Below are 20150 nucleotides of genomic sequence, written 5' to 3'. Positions count from 1 at the left end.
AGTCTGTTCTGTTTTACTCTTAATATTTATTCTGTTTATTTCAGAAGCTTATCCAGAGTCGCTTCTAGTTCGGTTCTTGGAATTTCTCTGGCTATAATCGTCCCGTCTTTATCTATCAGTATTGTACGAGGTTCATCAAACACTGCATAGGTTTTGATAAACGGAATTATTAAATCTGCATCTGACATTTGCGGCCAGGTCATGTTCTCGATATCAATGATCCTTTTCCATGTTATTTTGTCGTTATTCAGCCATATTCCTACAATCTCAAAGCCTTTGTCTTTATATTTTGCATATGCATTTCTTAGGTAAGTGTAATCTTTATCGGATGCCAATCCTGACCATTTAAAGAAATGTAATAGTACAGCATCCTTTTTTCCTACATAATCTGACAGAGCTATATCTTGTCCATCCGGTGTTTTTGCTTTCAAGTCTGTATATTTTGTGCCAACAGCAGCAATGTAGTCTAAATCCTTAATATAATTCAGCATTTCATCCAGACGTTTGTCTTTCCCGCGCTTGTGGGAAAATAAAGGATATAGTTCTTTCATGCTTTTCGAATCAGGATTGACAAAGTTTATAAGTTCATTAAAATAAAATTCGCCTATTGTATTGTCTGAGTTTTCCTTTATCATATTCAACACATTTTCTGAGTCTGGTATCTCTGTAATCCCCATGTTACCCCAAAAGTCTCGGTGTTTTTTCATAAGAGGTGATCCTTCCTCTTCAATAATACGCCCTCTGTCATCAAGAGTCAGTTTTATTGTTCTGCCGGGCTCTAAAATAAAAAGACAGGAAATACAAACTATATTATCTGCATCTACACCTTCGGCGACTTCTTCCTGCCGTAAGCCGAGACCCTCTACTTTAAGGTTGCGCATTATCGGTTGCTTAAGTTTCCCTTCAAATACAAATTGATTGTCTTTAATGGTAGTACTGTCTACTACTGTTCTTCTGAAAAGATCTTCATATAGGTAAACTTTTGTTCCGTTAGCAACGCCTTCAACCTTACCTATTAATGTATAAGTTGTTTTGTCCTGGCAGGATGTAGTAAAAATAATGACTGATAATATGAATAGTATTTTTTTCATTTACTTATTTTTTATAGGTACATAGAACTCGGCCTTTCCACATTCTGGGCATACGAATATGTCAAAATATACTCTGTTCTGGAACAATTCGAGAATATTGCCGAGCACTCCCGTCCGTGTTCCTTCATGGAACTTGTATTGTCCTGAATATATAAGTTTTACATTGCATCTCGTACAATCAATATTGCTAACGATTTCGTTATTATCCTCATTTATTTCAATGATTCGTTTTTCGGTAAAATCGTAATTACAGTTCCAGCAGAGGTCGAAATTATCTTCAACTTCATTATTGCAATTTGGACAGTTTTTCATAAATGATCCAGGATTAATAGTTATCCGACCACAGAGTAACACAGAGTAAGGGTGAATAGTGTTTTTTATTTAGTTTAACTCAATAAAATATTCCATGCACTCTGCAGTCAAATAAATAACTTAGCTTAATTTCTTATTGGATATTCCCATCGATTTAGCCATACTCATCAGATTGCTTAAGAAACCCTTATCGTCGGCATCTGTAGCCTGACTTTGCATTTTAAGTATCAATCCGGCAATGCTGAGGTTCTTTATATCTTCAGTAGAGATACCGAACTGGTTAGCATAATAACGGATGCGTTCCAACAGGTCGCCTTCCGATTTGCCGTCACCGATCAGGGCTTTCTTCAACTGGGTAGCATTTTCGCTTTCGTTGACTAAGCGGTCAAAGCCTTTGGCATTTGATATCTGTTTAACGATATTTTCAAAGAACATGGTTTCTCCTCCCACGATGTCGATATCTGCATTTTTAAGTGCATCGGACAATACCTGTGCCTGAGCTTCTGCGATATCTTTCTGGATATTGATCTGAGCCAGTTCCACATCTTTGTCTTTCTGGAGAGCCAGTTTGAACTCTTCGTGTTCTTTTCCTGCTCCATCCAGTTTCTTCATCGCTGTTGCTTTCTCTTCGATTCCTGCAGCTTCTGCCAGCGCTTTTTCCTTGATAACTTCGGCTTCCATCAGTCCTTCTTTACGTTTTGCTTCGGCTTTGGCTTCAATGCCTGTCGCTTCTGCAATCGAAGTCTTTTCTATGATGCTTGCTTCACCTGTAGCCGATGCCAATGCTTTTTCTTTTGTAACCTCGGCCTCAACCAGTCCTTCTTTTTTCTTGGCTTCTGCTTTGACTTCGATACCTACAGCTTCAGCTTTCGCTTTTTTCTCTATCACGGCAGCTTCGGCAGTACCTTGTTGTTCGAGCGCTTCAGCTTTTGCTTTGATAACTTCTGCTTCTGCCAGACCGTAAGTAGCATCTTCACGGGCTTTTGCGTCGGCAAGGGTTTTACGTGCTTCAGCCTGCTTGTTCGATGCTTCTTTCTGTGCCTCCGCATCGATCAGTAATTCTTTGGCTTTCTCTTCGGCTGCAAGCTTTCTTGCTTCGGCAGATTTTACTGTATCGATTAGTTTCTGTTGAGCTTCGAGTTCGGCCTGAGTGATTCCCACCTGTTTCTGACGGTCGATGGTGCGGAATGCTTCGATGTCCTGCATGTTTTGTTTTTCTTCCACAACACCTTTTTCGAGTTGTACACGTTCGCGGATAACATCCTGGATATTCTTTTTCTCAATTTCCAAAACACGCTCTTTATCTATCTGTGCAAGAGTTACAATGCGTTCTCTTTCTGTTTGCTCCAATGCGCGGTCTTTTTCCACACGTTCAGCCTCTACAGCATCGGTTCGTTGTTTGTTTTTCTCTGCTATAATGATTTGGCGAAGTTTGTTTTCTTCCTGAATCGCAAGACTTTCTTCGGTACTGATCCGTACGGTTTCGGCTTTCAGACGTTCTTCTTCACGCACTTTTTGTATTTCAGCTCCTTCACGTGCTTTTACGTTGTCAATCTCACGTTTTTGCTTTTCTTCCTTTTCTGCAAGTTGTCTTTCCAGTTCGAGGATGGCTTCACGTGCTTCTACATTTTGCTTTTTGATTATCTTCTCTTCTTCGCGGCGGATCAGGTTGGCTTTGATATTTTGCGCAGCAGTCAGATCAGTAATTTTTTTAATACCTTCCGAGTCGAGGATATTTTCAGCACTAAGGAATCTTAATTCTGTCTGTTCCAGATAGTCGATAGCGCAGTCATCCAGTACATAGCCGTTGAGGTCGGTACCTATTACATCAATAATTTCATCACGGAATTCGCGGCGTGCCTCATATAGTTCGATAAAGTCGAATTTCTTACCTACCGTTTTCAGTGCTTCCGAGAACTTCGCTTCGAAGATATCTTTCAGTGTGGAAATATCGCTGGCACGGGATGTCCCGATAGATTGAGCTACATTAATTACATCATTTACCGATTTGTTTACCCGGACGAAGAAAGCGACCTTAATGTCGGCACGGATATTATCTTTACAGATCAAACCATCATTTTCCATACGTTCTATCTGTACTTTTTTCAGGGAAATATCCATGATTTCCATTTTGTGGAATACCGGAATTACATACATCCCTTTGTTAAACGCAACCTTTGTTCCACCTACTCCGGTTCGTACAATGGCTTTTCCCTGTGGGATTTTTTTGTAGAATGAGGCAAGCATACCCAAGAATACCAGTAGGGCAAAAATAATAGCACCTGCTCCGATAATAACATATTGTTCCATAGTGTTTAAGTTATAGTTTTAAATAATATTTAATATTGTTTTTTTGTCAACATAAGTCAAAAGAATCGCATAAGCAATCCGATAATGACTGCAATTATTATAAAAATCATCAGTAAGTTATTTAAAGATTAATAAGTAATCACCCGGTTATAAGTTTCTTATGCTTATTTCCTTACTGACATAATATATTTTCTTATCGTCCGATTCGTCGGCTATCAGTATATAGTCTCCATACTTGAGTTCCGAACCATCGATGCTCATCACATTGAGTTTGATCGGGTTCTTGTCGACTACAACTTCGGCAGAACCTATCTTTTTGTCTTTTATGTTGGATAACATTTTTCCCGAACGTCCAAGAAAATCGATTTCTTCTTCTCCTTTATATCCGATTTCTTTAAAGAATTTGACCATAGGGTTTGTTGTTAGTTTTGTGAAGAACAGCCCTACTATTCCCACTGGTATTAGTATTAACAGTGACCATAAACCCCATCCCGTAACGTTGACAACAGAAGTTGTAAAGAGTGTAATGACCCACATGAAGAATTTAAGAGTGGACAATATCAGCATAAAGGGTACTTTTCCGATATTCATGAAGTTGAGGAATTTCATGAAAAATCCCGGTTCTTTTTCGGAAGAGACATCTGAATCAGAATCTCCGTCGGCATCCACATCTCCGTCAATATCCACATCGGCATCCACATCCACGTCTGCATCGAAATCGAGATCAATGTCGAGTGCATCAAATCCGGCTCCGCTAAGGAATGTAAACAGCCAAAAGACAGCTAGTACGCCCATTATTACGGTCATTACTGCGTTTGGCAGGGGGTGCATCAAGTTGTGTAAGAATTCGGTCATAGTATAACAGGTCAAAAGTAATTAATTTCGGTATAAATATCAATTAGCAAATTTGAAAATTCGGAAATTTGAAGATTAATTTGCTAATCTGCTGATTTTCAAATATGCTAATTATCTTACAGCATTCCCAGTTTCCGCTTGATTTCGTCAAGGTCTTCATTTACTTTTCCGGCATCATTACCAATGGCTTTATCTATTTCTTCATCCACGGTTGTTTTCTTTTTGGCAATGTCGCCATATGCCTGGGCAAGAGCTTCCTCTTCTTCCACTTTTTCTTTCATGCGTTCCAGCATGCTAATGGTGCTGTTACTGTCGATCTGAGCCAGCTGCTTGTTGACTTCTTTAGTAGCCTTGCTTACTCTGATTCTCGATTTCAGCGTTTTCAGTTCATTTTCCCATTTAGTGATATTGAACTTGAGGATTTCTACGTTTTTCTGTATTTCATCAGCTGAGTTTTCGTGAACTGTTTGTTGTTCTTCAAGGGTTTCAGCTTCTTTGGTCAGTGTTTCTTTCAAAGCAAGAGCTTCTTTGGCTAATTTTTCAGCTTGTTCAAGGTCTAGTTCTCCTTTTTGAGCTTTGGTCAGAAGAAGGATAGCCTTATTCTCGTAATCCTGTGCACTTACCTGCTTCTTTGTTTTATCGTTCTTTGTACGGATGGCCAGAGCTTTGATCTGAGCTAACGATTCAAGAGCTTTTTCAAGGTCTTCTCTCATTTCTCTGATTCCCTGTTCGGTCATACGTATAGGATCTTCCATTTTGTCAACTGCAGAATGTATTTCTGCTTGTCCGATTCTTAAAAGTCTTTTGAAAATGTTCATGGCTTTTATTTTTTAGAAAATTCAATAATCTGTTCGTAATATTCGCTTAATAATAATCCTAAAGAGTTGAGAGCTCCCTCGAACTCGTTCATATCCAGATTCTCAATCTGTAATGTATATCTGAATATGACTCTTTTTCCCTCTTCATCGAGTACGAAAGCTCCGTGTATAATGTCCCTGTTCTTTTTCAACAGGGCTTTGTATATATCCTTGTCGTCGCTTTTCAGTTCGAAGATAAATTGTTCGATGATCAGGATGGGAGGCGCCACACCTATGATCAGGTTCTTTATTCCATCGGCTTCGCTTTCTATGAGAAATATCCCGTTTTCTTTGCTCTGGTACGAAACGGAATAACCAAGCTTTGAAATGTACGATTCAATTTTTTTGAAATACATAGGCTATATAATTTGAAGATTTGATAATTAGCAAATTTGAAAATTATTTTATTTAAATCTTAATTTTTCACTTTTCATTTTTAATTCTTCATTTATTTTCTTATGTTTGCAAATATTTTTAGCTAAATTACTAATAAATTTTTAATGTGCAAATATTTTTAGCAAAAAATGTCACAAATAGGAAAAAATATAAAAAAAATACGAAACGTTAAGGGGATAAGCCAGCAGGCATTTGCTGATCTGTTCCAATTGACAAGAGGTAATATATCATCATATGAGGAGTTTAGGGCTGAACCTAAAATAGAAATGATAATCCGGATTGCTAAATATTTTGGCATACCGCTGGCCGATTTTATTGAAAAAGACCTTTCTGTGAATGAACTTTTACATTATAATGCGGGATTGGTACTTGAAACCGAGAAACTAAAGATTGCCCAACAATTGCAGAAAGTGCCTTATATACCGGCTTTGTATCTGTCCGATTATATAGATAAGTATCTGGATGAAGATTTTCTTATACAGTTGCCTTATATAATAGTGCCCAGCAATTCGAAATTACGTTTGTTAGCTTTTGAAGTTGATAATCAGGATACATTACCGAACGGCTTTAATTATCATAATGGAGATATCCTGGTATTAGAGAATGTGGTGAAGGAAAATGTGCACCGTATTGCCGATAAACTAGGGATGATGGTGGATGATGAAGGAATGAAAATAGGAGTGTATAAGGAAAAAAACAATAAAATTATGCTTTCGCTGAATGAATGGGTAGAATATCCGTTCGATATGGATTCGAAAGCCCGGTATTGGGTCGTGAGGGCTTCATATAGCCAGATAGTGTAATAATATTTAATTATAAAGGGGCTGTCCCAAAAGTAATTTTTGATTTTTTTCTGTCATCCTGAACGGAGTGAAGGATCTTCTTTTGAGAGTTGAGATTCTTCGTTACACTCAGAATGACAAAAGAAAGTAACACTTTGATAGTGTAATCTTACTTTTGGGACAGCCCCTCTTTTTATACTATTATTTATTGTTTCTCGAATATAATAATGATTCTTCCGTCCTTTTTCATTACAAGCAGATTATCTGTCTCTTTTTCCAGATCGATTTTACCTGTGAATGTTTTTACGAATTCATTTTCCATTTCCATATTAGGACATGCCATACGTGTAGTTGCAAGAGGAGTTACTGTAAGTACATTGTTTTCCAATGTAAATGCTCCGTTATATCTGTTACAGCCGGCTAATCCGGCAAGTCTTTTTTCTGCAAAATTAAATTCCAGTGTTGGCATTTTCTTTGTTTCGCTTTCAGCTTCGCTTTTTCCATTGATAGATTGAAGTTTCCACTCTCCTGCAAGATCTGCTGCACCAAGAGGTTGTGCGCGGGTAAATACCAATGTAGTCTTTCCGTTTTGTGAAAATGTCAGTTCATCGCCATTCAAGGCCAATTTCGATTTTCCATCGAGTAATTTGAATAAGGTAGATTCCTGATCGCCGCAGAACATCATGGTAGAAACTATTTTGGAGCCTGTAAATTCATCTTTGTTTATAGAGAATGTTCCTCCAAATCCGTTACAGCCTCCATTTCCGTTCATTTGCCCATTTGTTAAATTGAAAGTTATATGAGGGATTTTATTAGGAAATGCTTCTTTTACATCCTGTCCGTTTATAGATTTCAATACCCACTTGTTGGCCAGTTGTTCCTTTGTCAGGGTTTTTGCCGAATTGCAACTTTGAAGCGCAAATATTGCTAAAGCTGCAATAAATAATAATTTGATAATTTTCATAAGTTCTTTTTATTTAATATAACATAATTGAGTTTAAAAAGTTGTGCTGAAGTAGTAGATGCAAGTTTGAGCAGTTTAGTTGCATGGGCGTTTCTTTTGTAAAAAACAAATAGCCTGTCTGGCTGATAATTTTCAATCACTTAGTGGGTATATACTATAGCTGGTTTCTTTAATAGTCTCCAATATTGCCGGTTGCATAAATTATGGGTGGAAGAAGAGCAAATAAAGCGAAATAGATAAATTTAAAGTGAAAAATAGTGAATACATTTCACCAGTTAGGGTTATTTTTGTAAAAGTATTTATTTCTAATATCAAATATACGCTAAGACTATTACATGAAAAACAAAAGAATTATTTTCCTGGTCTTGATCTCCATCTGTGCAATATTCGTTTCTGCCGGATGTGATAATCCGGAGAAATCTAAAAAACTAAAACTTTGGTATAATCATCCTGCTGTAGTCTGGGAAGAGGCGTTGCCTTTAGGCAATGGACGTATCGGTGCTATGATTTTTGGGAGTCCCCAGAATGAACTGATCCAGCTCAATGAAAATACACTGTGGTCAGGGCATCCGGTCGATGGAAATAATCCGAAAGCAGCAGAAATGTTGCCTGCCATCCGTCAGGCAGTTAATGATGGCGACTATAAAAAGGCTGCCGGATTATGGAAAAATAATGCACAAGGGCCATATTCAGCCAGATACTTGCCAATGGCAGATTTACATATTGTAATGACATCAATAGGAGAGGTTACAGATTTTTACAGGGATCTGGATATATCGGATGCATTGTCAGCCACAACATTCAAATCGGGTGGTGTGGCGTATAAACGGACAAGCTTTATATCATATCCGGATCAGGTAATGGTGGTACGTTTAGAAGCAGACAAAAAGGAATCATTGAATTTCAATCTTTCGCTTAACAGCCGTTTACGATATAAGACAGATATAAAAAATGATAATTATTTAATTTTAACCGGTAAAGCCCCCAAATATGTCGCTCATAGGGATTATGAGCCGGAACAGGTAATTTACGCGGAAGATGAAAAAGGTGAAGGAACAAATTTTGAAGTGCATGTGAAAGTTCTTCTCGAAGGGGGAAAGTCATTTGCAAAAGACAGTATATTGAATATAGAAAATGCAGATGCCGTTACTTTAATCCTTTCCGCAGCAACAAGCTTCAACGGATTTGATAAGTCTCCGGGAGAGGAAGGAAAAAATCCGGCAGATGAAGCTGTTTCTCATATTGAAAAAGCAGAAGAAAAGTCGTATGAGGAATTACTTAATAATCATATAAAGGATTATCAGGCATTGTTTGATAAAGTAGAATTGAATCTGGGTGAGGACAAACCGGAAAAAAATTCTCTGCCGACGAACGAGAGGCTGGCTGCTTTTGCCAACGATGATTCGGATAACGGTATGGTTGCTTTATATTACCAGTATGGACGCTATCTGATGATAGCTTCATCGCGGGCTGGGGGAATTGCTACGAACCTGCAGGGATTATGGAACCGCCATGTACAACCGCCTTGGGGATGCAATTATACAACAAATATCAATACCGAAATGAATTACTGGCCTGCTGAACTAACGGGTTTGCAGGCATGCCATCAACCCCTGCTCGATTTCATACAATCATTATATATAAACGGAAAGAAGACTGCGCAGGTGAGCTATGGTATTGACAAAGGATGGACGGCACATCATAACAGCGATATATGGGGCATGACATATGCGACCGGAGGATATGATAAAGATAAAATGGATATTGCTCATGTAACATGCTGGCCAATGGCCGGGGCATGGTTCTGCCAGCATTTATGGGAACATTATGCATTTGGTGGTGATGAAATTTTCCTAAGAGAAAAGGCCTATCCTATAATGAAAGGTGCTTCTGAGTTTTTGCTTGAATGGTTGCAAACTGATAACGAGACTGAATATTTGGTAACTAACCCGTCAACTTCGCCTGAGAATAAATTCAGGTATACAGATAAAGATGGTAACAAAAGTATTGGAGGCATAGCTAAGGCATCAACTATGGACATGGCTATTATCCGCGATTTATTCACAAATTGCATACAGGCATCAAAGATTTTAAATATAGATAACGAATTTCGCAGGCAGCTTGAAGAAAGCAGAAGCAAACTTTATCCTCCTCACCTTGGCTCGAAGGGTCAGTTACAAGAATGGTTCAGGGATTTTGAAGAAGTAGAGCCACAACACAGGCATGTATCTCATTTGTTCGGATTGCATCCGGGAAAAGAATATTCTCCCCGCCAGTCTACTGAATTAGCAGCGGCAGCAAAACAAACCCTGTTACTTAGAGGAGATGGTGGCACCGGGTGGGCTATGGCTTGGAAAATAAACTTTTGGGCGCGTCTTGAAGATGGTAACCATGCTTATTTGATGTTAAAAAATGGATTGAGACATGTAGACGCAGCTCAAAAAACGAAGGGTGGCGGCACTTATTCCAATCTTTTCGATGCTCATCCGCCATTCCAGATCGACGGTAATTTTGGTGGTACATCCGGTATTACAGAGATGCTTCTGCAAAGCCAGGGAGGTGAGATCTTCCTTTTGCCGGCATTGCCTGACAACTGGCCTGATGGTTCTGTAAAAGGCTTAAGAGCCAGAGGCGGTTTTGTGGTGGATATGGAGTGGAAAGCCGGTAAATTGACAAAAGCTGTAATAAAGTCCGGATTAGGAGGGAATTGCAGGGTGCGATATGCCGGGACAATAACTTCGGGTACGGCAAAGATAGATCCTGCAAAGGGAGAAAACCCGAATGTATTTTATTTTACCGCAAAGTCACCGGATTTGATAAAAGGGGAGAATGTTGCACAGTTGCAAAACCTTGAATTAAAAGATACTAATGTATATGATTTCCCTACTGATAAAGGCAAGAACTATGAGTTGATTTGTCGGTAATAGTTATAATGGAGATGTAATATCAATCAGCCATATTTTGGTATGGTAGCTTTGACAGTATAAAAACAGTCCGGGTTAGTGTTTATAGCACTAACCCGGACTGTTTTTAGTTAGAAAGAGACTTGAAAATTCATCTCCTTAAATATCAAAGGGTGGATTGTCGATGATCAATCGAATTCTTTTTTCAATTGTTCTACCCATTTTTTTACACGTTCATCCGTTTTTCCTTGCTGATTCTCGAAGTCAATGGCAAGCCCGAGAAATTTACCGTCACGCAAGGCATACGATTTTTCGAATTTATATCCATCGGTGGAGGTAAGTCCTACGATTTTGGCACCCCCCGATTCAAAAACTTTTGCGAGAAGGCCAACACCATCGATAAAATTTTCCGGATACTTTTTCTGATCACCAAGGCCGAATATAGCAACTTTCTTGCCCTTCATGTCCAGTGCTTCCAGTTCGGGCTTCACTTCATCCCAGTAGTTTGGCAATTCGCCGTCGAACCAAGTAGATACACCTACAATAATGTTATCGAATTCCTCAAAATCTTTCTTCCAGGCATCTTCCACGGGGATAATGTCTATCTTGGCATCACCAAAGGCAGCTTTTACTTTTTTAGCTATTGTTGCTGTCTTTGCTGTACTTGTGCCGTAAAATAATCCTATTTTTTTCATTGTATAATATATTTTGATTGTTTAGAATTCCAATAATTTTTTTGCGGCTTCGTAAATACGGTCTTCTCCCGGGAGAACTGCTTTTTCTAGTATTGGATTGAATCCGACAGGTGTAAATGTTGATCCTACACGTTGAACAGGGGCATCGAGATGCTGGAACATTTCAGATCCGATCATTGCTGCTACTTCTGCGCCAAATCCTGAAAATACTTTGTCTTCATGCACAACCAGCACTTTATTTGTCTTTTTCACCGACTCGAAGATCGCTTCTTTATCGAGAGGAACAAGGGAACGTAAATCCATCACTTCTACATCCCAGCCATCTTTAGCCAGACGTTCAGCAACAGCCAGGCTAAACAAGGTAGTATTGCCATAAGTAATTATACTCAGGTCTTTCCCCTGACGACGGATGCGGGCTTTTCCAAACGGAACTTCAAAATCATCAGGAATCACTGTGGCAGCGTCAACCGAATTGTATAAAGCTTTTGGTTCCATAAACATGGTAAAGCCTTTGGATCGGATACTCGTCCGCAACAATCCTGCTGCATCGTCGGCAAAAGAAGGGTAAACGATACGTGCACCTGGTAATCCGGCCAGAACTCCTTCGAGGTTCTGAGAGTGATAAATACCTCCTCCGATATATCCACCCGATGCGAGACGCAATGTGATATTCGGAGAGAATTGCCCATTACTGCGCCAGTAATCGTGGGTACATTCCACATACTGTTCCATTGCCGGCCAAAAATAATCGGCAAATTCGGCACCTTCTATAACCACACGGATTTTCGGGTCAAAGCGGCTCATGCCGTTGGCTGTCCCTACAATAAAGTCCTCGGCTATAGGCGCATTGAATACACGCTGTTCGCCGAACTCCTGCTGCATACCTTTCGACGCATTAAAAACGCCTCCTTTATCCTTGTTTGCCATATCCTGTCCCCAAATAAAGGTATCGGGATTGTGACGGAATTCAGCTTTTAGTGTTTCGTTGATAGCTGTTATCAGATTTATCTTTTCTCCTTCTTCATTGTGCGTTCCGTCCACATATTTTTGAGGCTGATATGGTTCGGGAGTAACGAATTTGAATATCGATTCCGGTGTAGGATCGGGTGCGGCCAAGGCCTTTTTATTTGCCGCACTTAATTCTTTCTTAGTCGCTGCCTCTATCTCTTTTAGTTCGTCTTCTGTAAAACGTTTGTAACGCAACAACATACGGCGGAACTTCATCAACGGATCGGCTTCCTTTACATATTTCAATTCGTTTTCGTCACGATAGAGCGTATGCTTATCCGAATTGGAGTGCGACCCTATGCGTACACAGTTTGCATGTACCATGACCGGCGCCTGGTTTTTGATTGCATACTCCCGGGCTTCGGCCATTGTATTCATGGAGTCGAACACATCTTTTCCGTTACAATGCATGATTCTCAAGCCTTTGAATCCGGTGAAGTTGTCAACTACTTTCCGGTTGGCTGTCTGGTCTTTTTTCGGTACGGAAATTCCATATCCATTGTCCTGAATGACGAATATTACAGGCAATTGCTCTTTCGATGCACCGTTTATGGCTTCATAGACATAGCCCTCGGATGTTGCTGATTCTCCGTGTGAGGTAATCGCTACTCCGGTATGCTTATAATACTTAATGGCCCGGGCAACTCCCACTGCATGCAGGTCGTGATTACCTGTGGCTGACGATACATTCTCTATGTGCCATTCGGGTTTGGCGAAGTGGTTTGACATGTGACGTCCACCACTGGCCGGATCAGTAGCTTTTGATATACCGTTCAGAATCAATTCTTCGGCTGTAATACCCGCCGAAAGAGCTGTAAGCATATCTCGGTAGTATGGGAACATAAAGTCTTCACCCCGGGTAAAAACCTGTCCCATAGCGAGCTGTATGCCATCGTGTCCGGCATAAGGCGCATGGTAAGACCATCCAAGCGATTGAAGGAGATAAGCCGGAGCTTTTTCATCTATTGCACGGCCGAGTGTCATCAATTGATACCACTTTTTCAGGGTTTCCTTATCTGTTGTTTTTATATCGTATTTTTTCATATTCTTTTGAGTTAACAAGTATACAAGGCACGAGATACAGGTTTGTAACTTGTCTACTCGTATCTTGTACCTTGTATCTGTTAATATTATTCATTCCAGTTTTCAAGATACTGAGCTATCTTATAGAGGAAGTTTCCTCCAAGCATGCCATCAATCACTCGATGATCATAAGATAACGACAGATACATCTTGTGGCGGATAGCAATAACATCGCCTTCCGGGGTTTCTACTACAGCAGGTTTCTTTTCTATGATTCCCACACCCAATATGGCAACTTCAGGCTGATTGATAATTGGTGTGCCGAATATGCTTTTGAATGAGCCGAAATTAGTAATGGTAAATGTGCCTCCCTGAATTTCGTCCGGCATCAGCTTGTTTGCACGGGCTTTCTTGGCCATAGTGTCTATTGAAGAAGCCAGTCCGCTAAGACTTAGTTTGTCAGCATCTTTGATAACCGGAACTATAAGATTCCCATTATCGAGTGACACCGCAAAACCAACATTAATATGTTTCTTTTCGATAATGTTGTATCCGTCTACCGATGAATTCACTCGTGGAAAATCTTTCAGTGCTTTGGCTGTGGCTTCGGCTATTACAGGCATATAAGTGAGGCTGATACCTTCACGTTTCTTGAACGCTTCTTTGTTTGCCTCACGCCAGCGTACAAGTTTGGTTACATCTACTTCGATAACATTGGTTACATGCGGAGAAATCTTCTTGGATGCTACCATACGGTCTGCAATGATGCGGCGTACAGTATCCATCGCGATCACTTCATCTCCTTCCGATACAGCTACAGGTACAGGTTTAGGTGCACTTTCCTGTTGAGGAGCCGAAGCCGGAGTTGCGGCAGGTTTCTCTGTTTTAGCCGGTTTGGCAGCAGGAGCGGCAGAAGATATGCCTTTCTTCTTATTTTCAATGTAGCGGACAATATCGCTTTTGCTTACACGTCCTTCATAACCTGATCCTTCGATCTTATCCAGTTCATCTTGTCCGATCCCTGCTTCTTTAGCTTTTTGCAATACAACAGGAGAATACCATCTTTCTTCTGTGCCTTTGCTTACTTTTTCATCACTGACTTTTGCAGGAGTAGCAGGTTGTTCTGTTTTTTCTTCTTTTACTTCTTCTTTAGATTCAGGTAGAGGAGCAGCTTCTTGTTTTGTCTCTTCCGCCGGAGCTTCTTCTTCACCTTCTCCATCAAGGTCTACAACGGCCACAACAGTACCTACTGCCACAGTGTCGCCTTCTTTAAATAATATCTCCAATATCTTTCCGGCTACAGGTGACGGTATTTCTGCACTCACCTTAGCTGTATTCACTTCGAACAATACATCGTCTTCTTCAATGTTGTCGCCTACTTTTACCGACCACGAAATAATCGTTCCTTCTGTAATACTTTCGCCCAACTTGGGCATTTTTATTTCAAATTTTGCCATGGTTTATATTTAGTTTGGCCCCTCTAACCTCCCCGAAGGAAGGCTTTAAGAGTTTATTAATAATTATTGTTTTCTAGCAAAAGTCCCCCTTGGGGAATTTAGGGGGCTGTAATTCCCACTATAATTCCAGTCCTTTGTTGCATATTTCTCTTCTTCCAGTTGCTTGATTGAAACAACATCTTTCTTCGTGAATTGATATGTCTTATTTCCTGTGTTTTCACTCAGAAAATAGGTCATAATATATTTTTTGAAAAAGCTGATATCTATAGGCTTATCCAGATGCTTTTGCAGATTTGTTACAGGGCTTTTTACCGACTTCACATATATTCTGCCGTCATCGGTATTCTCTGCTTGTGCCGGATCGGCTTCAAGCGATGTTATCAGACTGCTGAGATCAGACGAGAAGAGCAGGGTGGCATGAAACATAACCCTGTCTTTGTGTACACATTGTGCACTGCCTGATATCTTTAGCCCATTGATGTTTATAGCCCTGCGTGCATCCGATTCGGCATGTACTCCCAATTTAGATAAAAGATCGATTATCCGCTGGGTAAACCTGTCGAAATTCACATTCTTATTATTCTCTATAAATGTAAGATTCAGATTACCTGAATCGTGGAATACGGTGCCACCACCCGAAAAACGCCTGACTATCTTCAACCCGTTCTTTTCTGCAAAATCAAGATTGATCTCTGCCAACACACTCTGGTACTTGCCTACGATAATAGAAGGTTCGTTTTGCCATAACATAAATATGTCCTCAGAAAAATTCTTTAGTAAGTATTCTTCCGAAGCCAGATTAAAATAAGCATTTGTATATGTGTTGTTAATGCAATACATTATAATTTCAAAATTTAGCCCCCTAACCCCCGTAGGGGGAATTGGCCTCCCCTGCGGGGAGGTTGGAGGGGCTGATGATTTATGAAAATAAAACTTCGTGTATAATTTCACTCACTGTAGGGTGAGGGTATACATGTTTGCGGAACTCTTCTATAGTATCTTCATTTTCAATAGCCACTCCTGCCAGTACGATTATCTCTGAAACAGGGTTTCCCAGCATATGACAACCGATGATATGGTCATAATCATCTACAATGATCTTGCACAATCCGTTTCCTGTTTCATTCTCGGCAACAAAGCGTCCTGCATAAGCCATTGGCAATTTCAAGACGCGGAATGATTCGCCGTTAGCACTTAGTTCCTCTTCGGTTTTACCTACCCCTGCAATTTCGGGATTTGTATAAACCACACCCGGGATGGCTCGATAACTCATTTTGTCATCTTCTCCAATTATATGACTTATCGCCACTTCTCCTTCACGAATGGCTGTATGCGCCAACAGAGAGAAACCAGTTATATCTCCGGCCGCATAAACCTGCGGATGACTGGTTTGCAGGTATTCATTAACTTTTACACCACCTCTGTGCATTTCTATATTCAGTTTCTCGAGCCCGAAGCCTGTTGTAATAGCTCTGCGGCCTACGCTTACGAGCACTTTGTCTGCCTCTATTGTTTCATTCTTACCTTTCTTTTCTACAATAACACCTTTTGGGGTAACTTCCACTACTTTTGTATTCAGATGGAATTTGACTCCCTTTTTTTCGTACTCCTTACGAAGCATGGCAGATGTTTCCTTGTCCATTGCTCCGAGTATCTCAGGCATCATTTCTATGACATTCACTTCCACGCCCATGCTGTTGAAGAACGAAGCGAACTCTATCCCGATTACGCCGCCACCTATAATAGCCAGTGATTTTGGCAATTCTTTTGGTTCCAGAGCTTCTTTCGATGTCCAGTATTCTATATCAGACAATCCTTTGATGGGAGGAATAACGGTTTCTGAACCAGTGCAAAGCAACAGATACTTTACTTCGTAGTTTTCTCCACCGCCCGATATTTTGATATATCCGTTTTCTTCTCCTATAATATTAGCTGTATCAGTTACAACAGTGATTCCATTTGAAGACAATTTATAATTGACTCCCGCAACGAGTTTTTTTACTACTTTATCCTTGCGTCCGATTATTTTCCCCAGGTCGAATGTCGGCTCACTGCCTACTTCTATTCCATATTTACTGGCACTTTTGATATTATCCAGTGTTTTTGCCGAATACAAAAGTGTTTTGGTAGGTATACAACCTTCATTGAGACATACACCCCCGATATATTTTTTTTCGAAGATTACTGTTTTTAATCCGTTTGAAGCTGCTTTTTCAGCTGCATTGTAGCCGGCAGGCCCGGCTCCGATGATTGCTATGTCAAATTTCATGGTCAAAATATAATTATTTTAATGTTGTGAAATTAAATTGCGTCAAATTTAAATTGTTTATGTCAATAAAACAAATAAATAATATACTTAGTTTTATAGAAATAAACTATGTGAGTTAGATTGTTTTTATGTAATTTGTAATATCGGGATTACAAAATGATTTAGTCTGACCAGTATTTCAAAATCAAGTAAAACATCTGATCTAATTATTTAACACTCGAGATACAAAATAGTTGCTACTATTCTTTAATCAATCTTCTATTTTGTACTTTTGTTGTTTGATAAATTTTTAGGATAATGGAACAAGATCGGGATTTCGATTATCGAATTTTTGATTCTCTGATTGATAAGAATATACGTTTTGCTATATACAGACTGGCCAGACAAAAGGAGGTGAATCTTATATTGCAGACTTCTCCGGATACACAACGGATAAACAGTTTGCCGGAACTAAAAGGCCTGAAAGGATTTGTCGTGGCGCCTTTTCATATTTCAAATGAGACTCCGGTAGTAGTAATACAGCCGGATATTTATAAGGCCGGGGAGAAGGCTGTTTTTGAATATCTTAAAGATGTGACCTTTCTGGAAAAGGGATTCTCAGATAAAGATATCAGAGTCCAATCTTCACTAGGCTCTTTTGAAAAATATGCAGACACATATAAATTATTCCACTTAGCTTTAACAAATGATAAATTGCAGAAAATAGTCCTTTCACGGACTTATGATGTAGAAAAGGAAGTGGACTTTTCGGCCGGAGTAGCTTTCCGGAAAGCTTGCGAGATTCATTCCGAGAGTTTTATCTTTCTGTGTAATACCCCTGAAACAGGGACATGGATGGGGATTTCCCCAGAGCTTCTGGTTTCGGAAAAAGATGATGTATATAAAACCGTGGCTCTGGCCGGAACAAAGAAAGTTTCTACGCAGGATTGGGATACAAAGAACCGCAAGGAACAACAAATTGTTGTTGATTATATGCAACAGCAAATAGAAAAAATAGGAGGCGATATATTGAAGGACGGCCCTTTTACGGCACAGGCGGGGAAGATAGAACATTTGAAAACCAAATTTGCTTTTAGTTTGAAAGATGAATATAGCATAGGAGATTTGTTGGAACTATTACATCCCAGTCCGGCTGTATGTGGTTTTCCGAAGAAAGAAGCATTTAGCTTCATATTGGAGAATGAGCCATATGACCGCCGGTATTATTCGGGATTTATCGGGCCTTTAAATATAGATGGATTTAGCCGTTTGTATGTTAATCTGAGATGTACCCAGATCGGTAGTGATATTTTACGATTATATGCGGGAGGAGGAGTGCTTCCGTCTTCGGAATTGAAATCGGAATGGGAAGAAACAGAGAATAAGTTGCAGACGATACAGAGTGTAATAAGCCCCCTAAATCCCCCAAGGGGGACTTAGTAATGGATGATATTACTATATAAACTATTATTTACTCTCCAAAAGTCCCCCTTGGGGGATTTAGGGGGCCAAATATTTTAAGTATGTCCTTTTCAGTCAAAAAAAATGTACTACAAACCGTTGCCTTAATAAAGGAGTCTGGTATTAAGCATATAGTTGTTTCTCCGGGTTCAAGAAACGCTCCTTTATTACAGACCTTCTCTCAGGAAGAAGCATTTAACTGCCAGGTAATTGTTGACGAACGTAATGCGGGGTTTCATGCTTTGGGAATTATCCAAAGTGAAAAAAAACCTGTTGTGGTCTGTTGTACATCAGGATCGGCATTACTCAATCTGGCACCTGCTGTGGCTGAAGCATACTATCAGCAATTACCACTCATTGTTGTGTCGGCCGACCGTTCACAGGAATGGATAGGGCAAATGGACGGACAGACTATTCCCCAGCCGGGAGTATTCGGCTCAATGGTAAAAAAAGCAGTTAGTCTGCCGGAAATAAAAGATGGCCAGGATGAATGGTTTTGTAATCGCCTGATAAATGAAGCATTAATCACAAGTATGGCCGGTGCGCCCGGGCCGGTGCAGATAAATGTTCCGATATCTGAGCCTCTGTTCGATTATTCTGTTGAAAAGTTACCCGAAGTAAGACATGTCAATTTTGCTCCGGTACATAAATCGGTAGATATCCTGCCGTTTGTTGATAAATGGAATGGTTTATCTAATAGAATGATTATTGTAGGGCAAAAGATAAAGTCTCCCGAACTGGTCATAGCTTTAGAAAATCTGGTGAAACGAGGAGACTGTGTAGTCTTTACCGAATATCTTGCGAATGCTGTATCTCCTTTATTCATCAGTAACTTTGATGCATGGCTATATGCTATGCCGGAAGAGCAGAAAGCAAATTTTGTCCCTGCTCTGGTAATAACATTAGGAGGGCATATCGTATCGAAACGATTGAAACAGTTTTTGAGGGTAAATAATCCGGAGAATCACTGGCACTTGACGCAATCGGGTGAGGTGGCCGATCTATTTCAGTCATTGACAGACTTGATAGAAACTGACAATTTGCGGTTTATCAATGATCTGTCAAACTCAGTAGGAGAAGATGTCAATAAAACATATTACAATCTTTGGAAAAAAGCTTCTGATAGGGTAGGAGAGCCAGCCTCTGAAATTCCTTTTTCGGATATTTATGCAGTGGGAGAATTTCTTAAAGTCTTGCCGAAGGGAGCAGCTTTACATTTAGCTAATAGTTCTACCGTACGTAATGCGCAACTATATGATCAGGATGCTTCATGGGAGATATACTGTAACCGGGGAACAAACGGAATAGAAAGCACTTTGCCTACGGTAGTCGGTTTCGCTTCTGTTTATAAGGGGATTACCTATCTGATTACAGGCGATTTAAGTTTCTTTTATGGACTGAATGCACTATGGAATATCGGTCATATAAAGAATCTCCGTATCCTGCTTATAAACAACGGAGGCGGAGGCATTTTCCATTTATTACCGGGACTGGGTAACGCTCCTTCACTAAAGCAATATGTGGCAGCTACACACACTACTGATGCAAAGAAATGGGTGCAGGCATCGGGTATGAAATATCTTTCAGCAAAAGATAAAGAGGAATTAAATGAAAGCCTCACAATCTTAGTGGACGAGACTATAAATGAATCTATGCTGCTTGAGGTTACTACAGATATGGAAATAAGTAAGCAGGTATTCAAAGAGTATTATCATCAATTGAAATTAATATATTAGCATATTTGAAAATAATTCATAATTTATAACTTATAATTCATAATTAGAATAC

Annotated in this window: 16 protein-coding genes; 4 read left to right on the top strand and 12 right to left on the bottom strand. The window is 39.8% G+C overall.

Annotated features, from left to right (window positions below; all coding sequences use genetic code 11):
- Window positions 1-35 precede the first annotated feature (35 nt).
- The 6 genes from GGR21_RS13020 to GGR21_RS12995 form a co-directional block, all read right to left on the bottom strand.
- Window positions 36-1091 carry a redoxin family protein gene (locus GGR21_RS13020; protein ID WP_183307672.1) on the bottom strand — a complete coding sequence of 352 codons (1056 nt, stop codon included), beginning with the start codon at window positions 1089-1091 and terminating at the stop codon, window positions 36-38.
- Entirely contained in the window at window positions 1092-1403 is a 312-nt protein-coding gene (locus tag GGR21_RS13015) for a hypothetical protein (RefSeq protein ID WP_183307671.1), read from the bottom strand. It abuts the gene before it with no gap.
- Between the two features lie 120 nt (window positions 1404-1523).
- Window positions 1524-3713, bottom strand: a complete 2190-nt coding sequence (locus GGR21_RS13010) for a flotillin family protein (RefSeq protein WP_183307670.1) — start codon at window positions 3711-3713, stop codon at window positions 1524-1526.
- 147 nt (window positions 3714-3860) lie between these two features.
- The gene (locus GGR21_RS13005) at window positions 3861-4568 is read right to left on the bottom strand and encodes an OB-fold-containig protein (RefSeq protein WP_183307669.1); all 708 of its coding nucleotides are present in this window, start codon (window positions 4566-4568) and stop codon (window positions 3861-3863) included.
- 116 nt (window positions 4569-4684) lie between these two features.
- Window positions 4685-5386 (bottom strand): PspA/IM30 family protein, encoded by a 702-nt coding sequence (locus tag GGR21_RS13000; RefSeq protein ID WP_183307668.1) that lies wholly within the window; start codon window positions 5384-5386, stop codon window positions 4685-4687.
- Between the two features lie 5 nt (window positions 5387-5391).
- Window positions 5392-5781, bottom strand: coding sequence for a YbjN domain-containing protein (locus GGR21_RS12995; protein ID WP_183307667.1), 390 nt, complete (start codon window positions 5779-5781; stop codon window positions 5392-5394).
- A gap of 168 nt (window positions 5782-5949) precedes the next feature.
- Here GGR21_RS12995 and GGR21_RS12990 point away from each other — a divergent pair, with 168 nt between their 5' ends.
- Window positions 5950-6624, top strand: a complete 675-nt coding sequence (locus GGR21_RS12990) for a helix-turn-helix domain-containing protein (RefSeq protein ID WP_183307666.1) — start codon at window positions 5950-5952, stop codon at window positions 6622-6624.
- A gap of 184 nt (window positions 6625-6808) precedes the next feature.
- On the opposite strand, the gene GGR21_RS12985 is transcribed toward GGR21_RS12990, so the two are convergent.
- Window positions 6809-7567 carry an META domain-containing protein gene (locus GGR21_RS12985; RefSeq protein WP_183307665.1) on the bottom strand — a complete coding sequence of 253 codons (759 nt, stop codon included), beginning with the start codon at window positions 7565-7567 and terminating at the stop codon, window positions 6809-6811.
- A 335-nt stretch (window positions 7568-7902) separates the two neighbouring features.
- On the opposite strand from GGR21_RS12985, the gene GGR21_RS12980 reads away from it, so the two are divergent.
- A complete protein-coding gene (locus tag GGR21_RS12980; protein WP_183307664.1) occupies window positions 7903-10491 on the top strand; it encodes a glycoside hydrolase family 95 protein in 2589 nt (862 codons plus the stop codon).
- A 167-nt stretch (window positions 10492-10658) separates the two neighbouring features.
- Here the strand turns inward: GGR21_RS12980 and GGR21_RS12975 are convergent, their stop codons facing one another.
- The 5 genes from GGR21_RS12975 to lpdA all read right to left on the bottom strand — a co-directional run bounded on the left by GGR21_RS12975 (window position 10659) and on the right by lpdA (window position 16922).
- A complete protein-coding gene (locus tag GGR21_RS12975) occupies window positions 10659-11165 on the bottom strand; it encodes a flavodoxin (RefSeq protein ID WP_183307663.1) in 507 nt (168 codons plus the stop codon).
- 21 nt (window positions 11166-11186) lie between these two features.
- Complete coding sequence (locus GGR21_RS12970; RefSeq protein ID WP_183307662.1) at window positions 11187-13217, bottom strand: alpha-ketoacid dehydrogenase subunit alpha/beta; 2031 nt, start codon at window positions 13215-13217, stop codon at window positions 11187-11189.
- Between the two features lie 86 nt (window positions 13218-13303).
- A complete protein-coding gene (locus GGR21_RS12965; protein WP_183307661.1) occupies window positions 13304-14653 on the bottom strand; it encodes a dihydrolipoamide acetyltransferase family protein in 1350 nt (449 codons plus the stop codon).
- 63 nt (window positions 14654-14716) lie between these two features.
- Window positions 14717-15493, bottom strand: coding sequence for a lipoate--protein ligase family protein (locus tag GGR21_RS12960; protein WP_183307660.1), 777 nt, complete (start codon window positions 15491-15493; stop codon window positions 14717-14719).
- Window positions 15494-15572: 79 nt separating this feature from the next.
- Window positions 15573-16922: a dihydrolipoyl dehydrogenase gene (lpdA, locus tag GGR21_RS12955; protein WP_183307659.1), complete on the bottom strand. Its 1350-nt coding sequence runs from the start codon at window positions 16920-16922 to the stop codon at window positions 15573-15575.
- Between the two features lie 297 nt (window positions 16923-17219).
- Between lpdA and GGR21_RS12950 the strand changes: the two genes are divergently transcribed.
- Window positions 17220-18341 carry an isochorismate synthase gene (locus GGR21_RS12950; protein WP_183307658.1) on the top strand — a complete coding sequence of 374 codons (1122 nt, stop codon included), beginning with the start codon at window positions 17220-17222 and terminating at the stop codon, window positions 18339-18341.
- A gap of 83 nt (window positions 18342-18424) precedes the next feature.
- The gene (gene menD / locus GGR21_RS12945) at window positions 18425-20098 is read left to right on the top strand and encodes a 2-succinyl-5-enolpyruvyl-6-hydroxy-3-cyclohexene-1-carboxylic-acid synthase (RefSeq protein ID WP_183307657.1); all 1674 of its coding nucleotides are present in this window, start codon (window positions 18425-18427) and stop codon (window positions 20096-20098) included.
- The last annotated feature ends 52 nt before the right edge of the window (window positions 20099-20150 follow it).

Origin of the sequence: Dysgonomonas hofstadii, assembly GCF_014196915.1 — a bacterium.
Lineage (GTDB): Bacteria > Bacteroidota > Bacteroidia > Bacteroidales > Dysgonomonadaceae > Dysgonomonas > Dysgonomonas hofstadii.
Note: the sequence above shows the minus strand (reverse complement) of the source record. Positions and strands in the feature narration are given on the sequence as shown.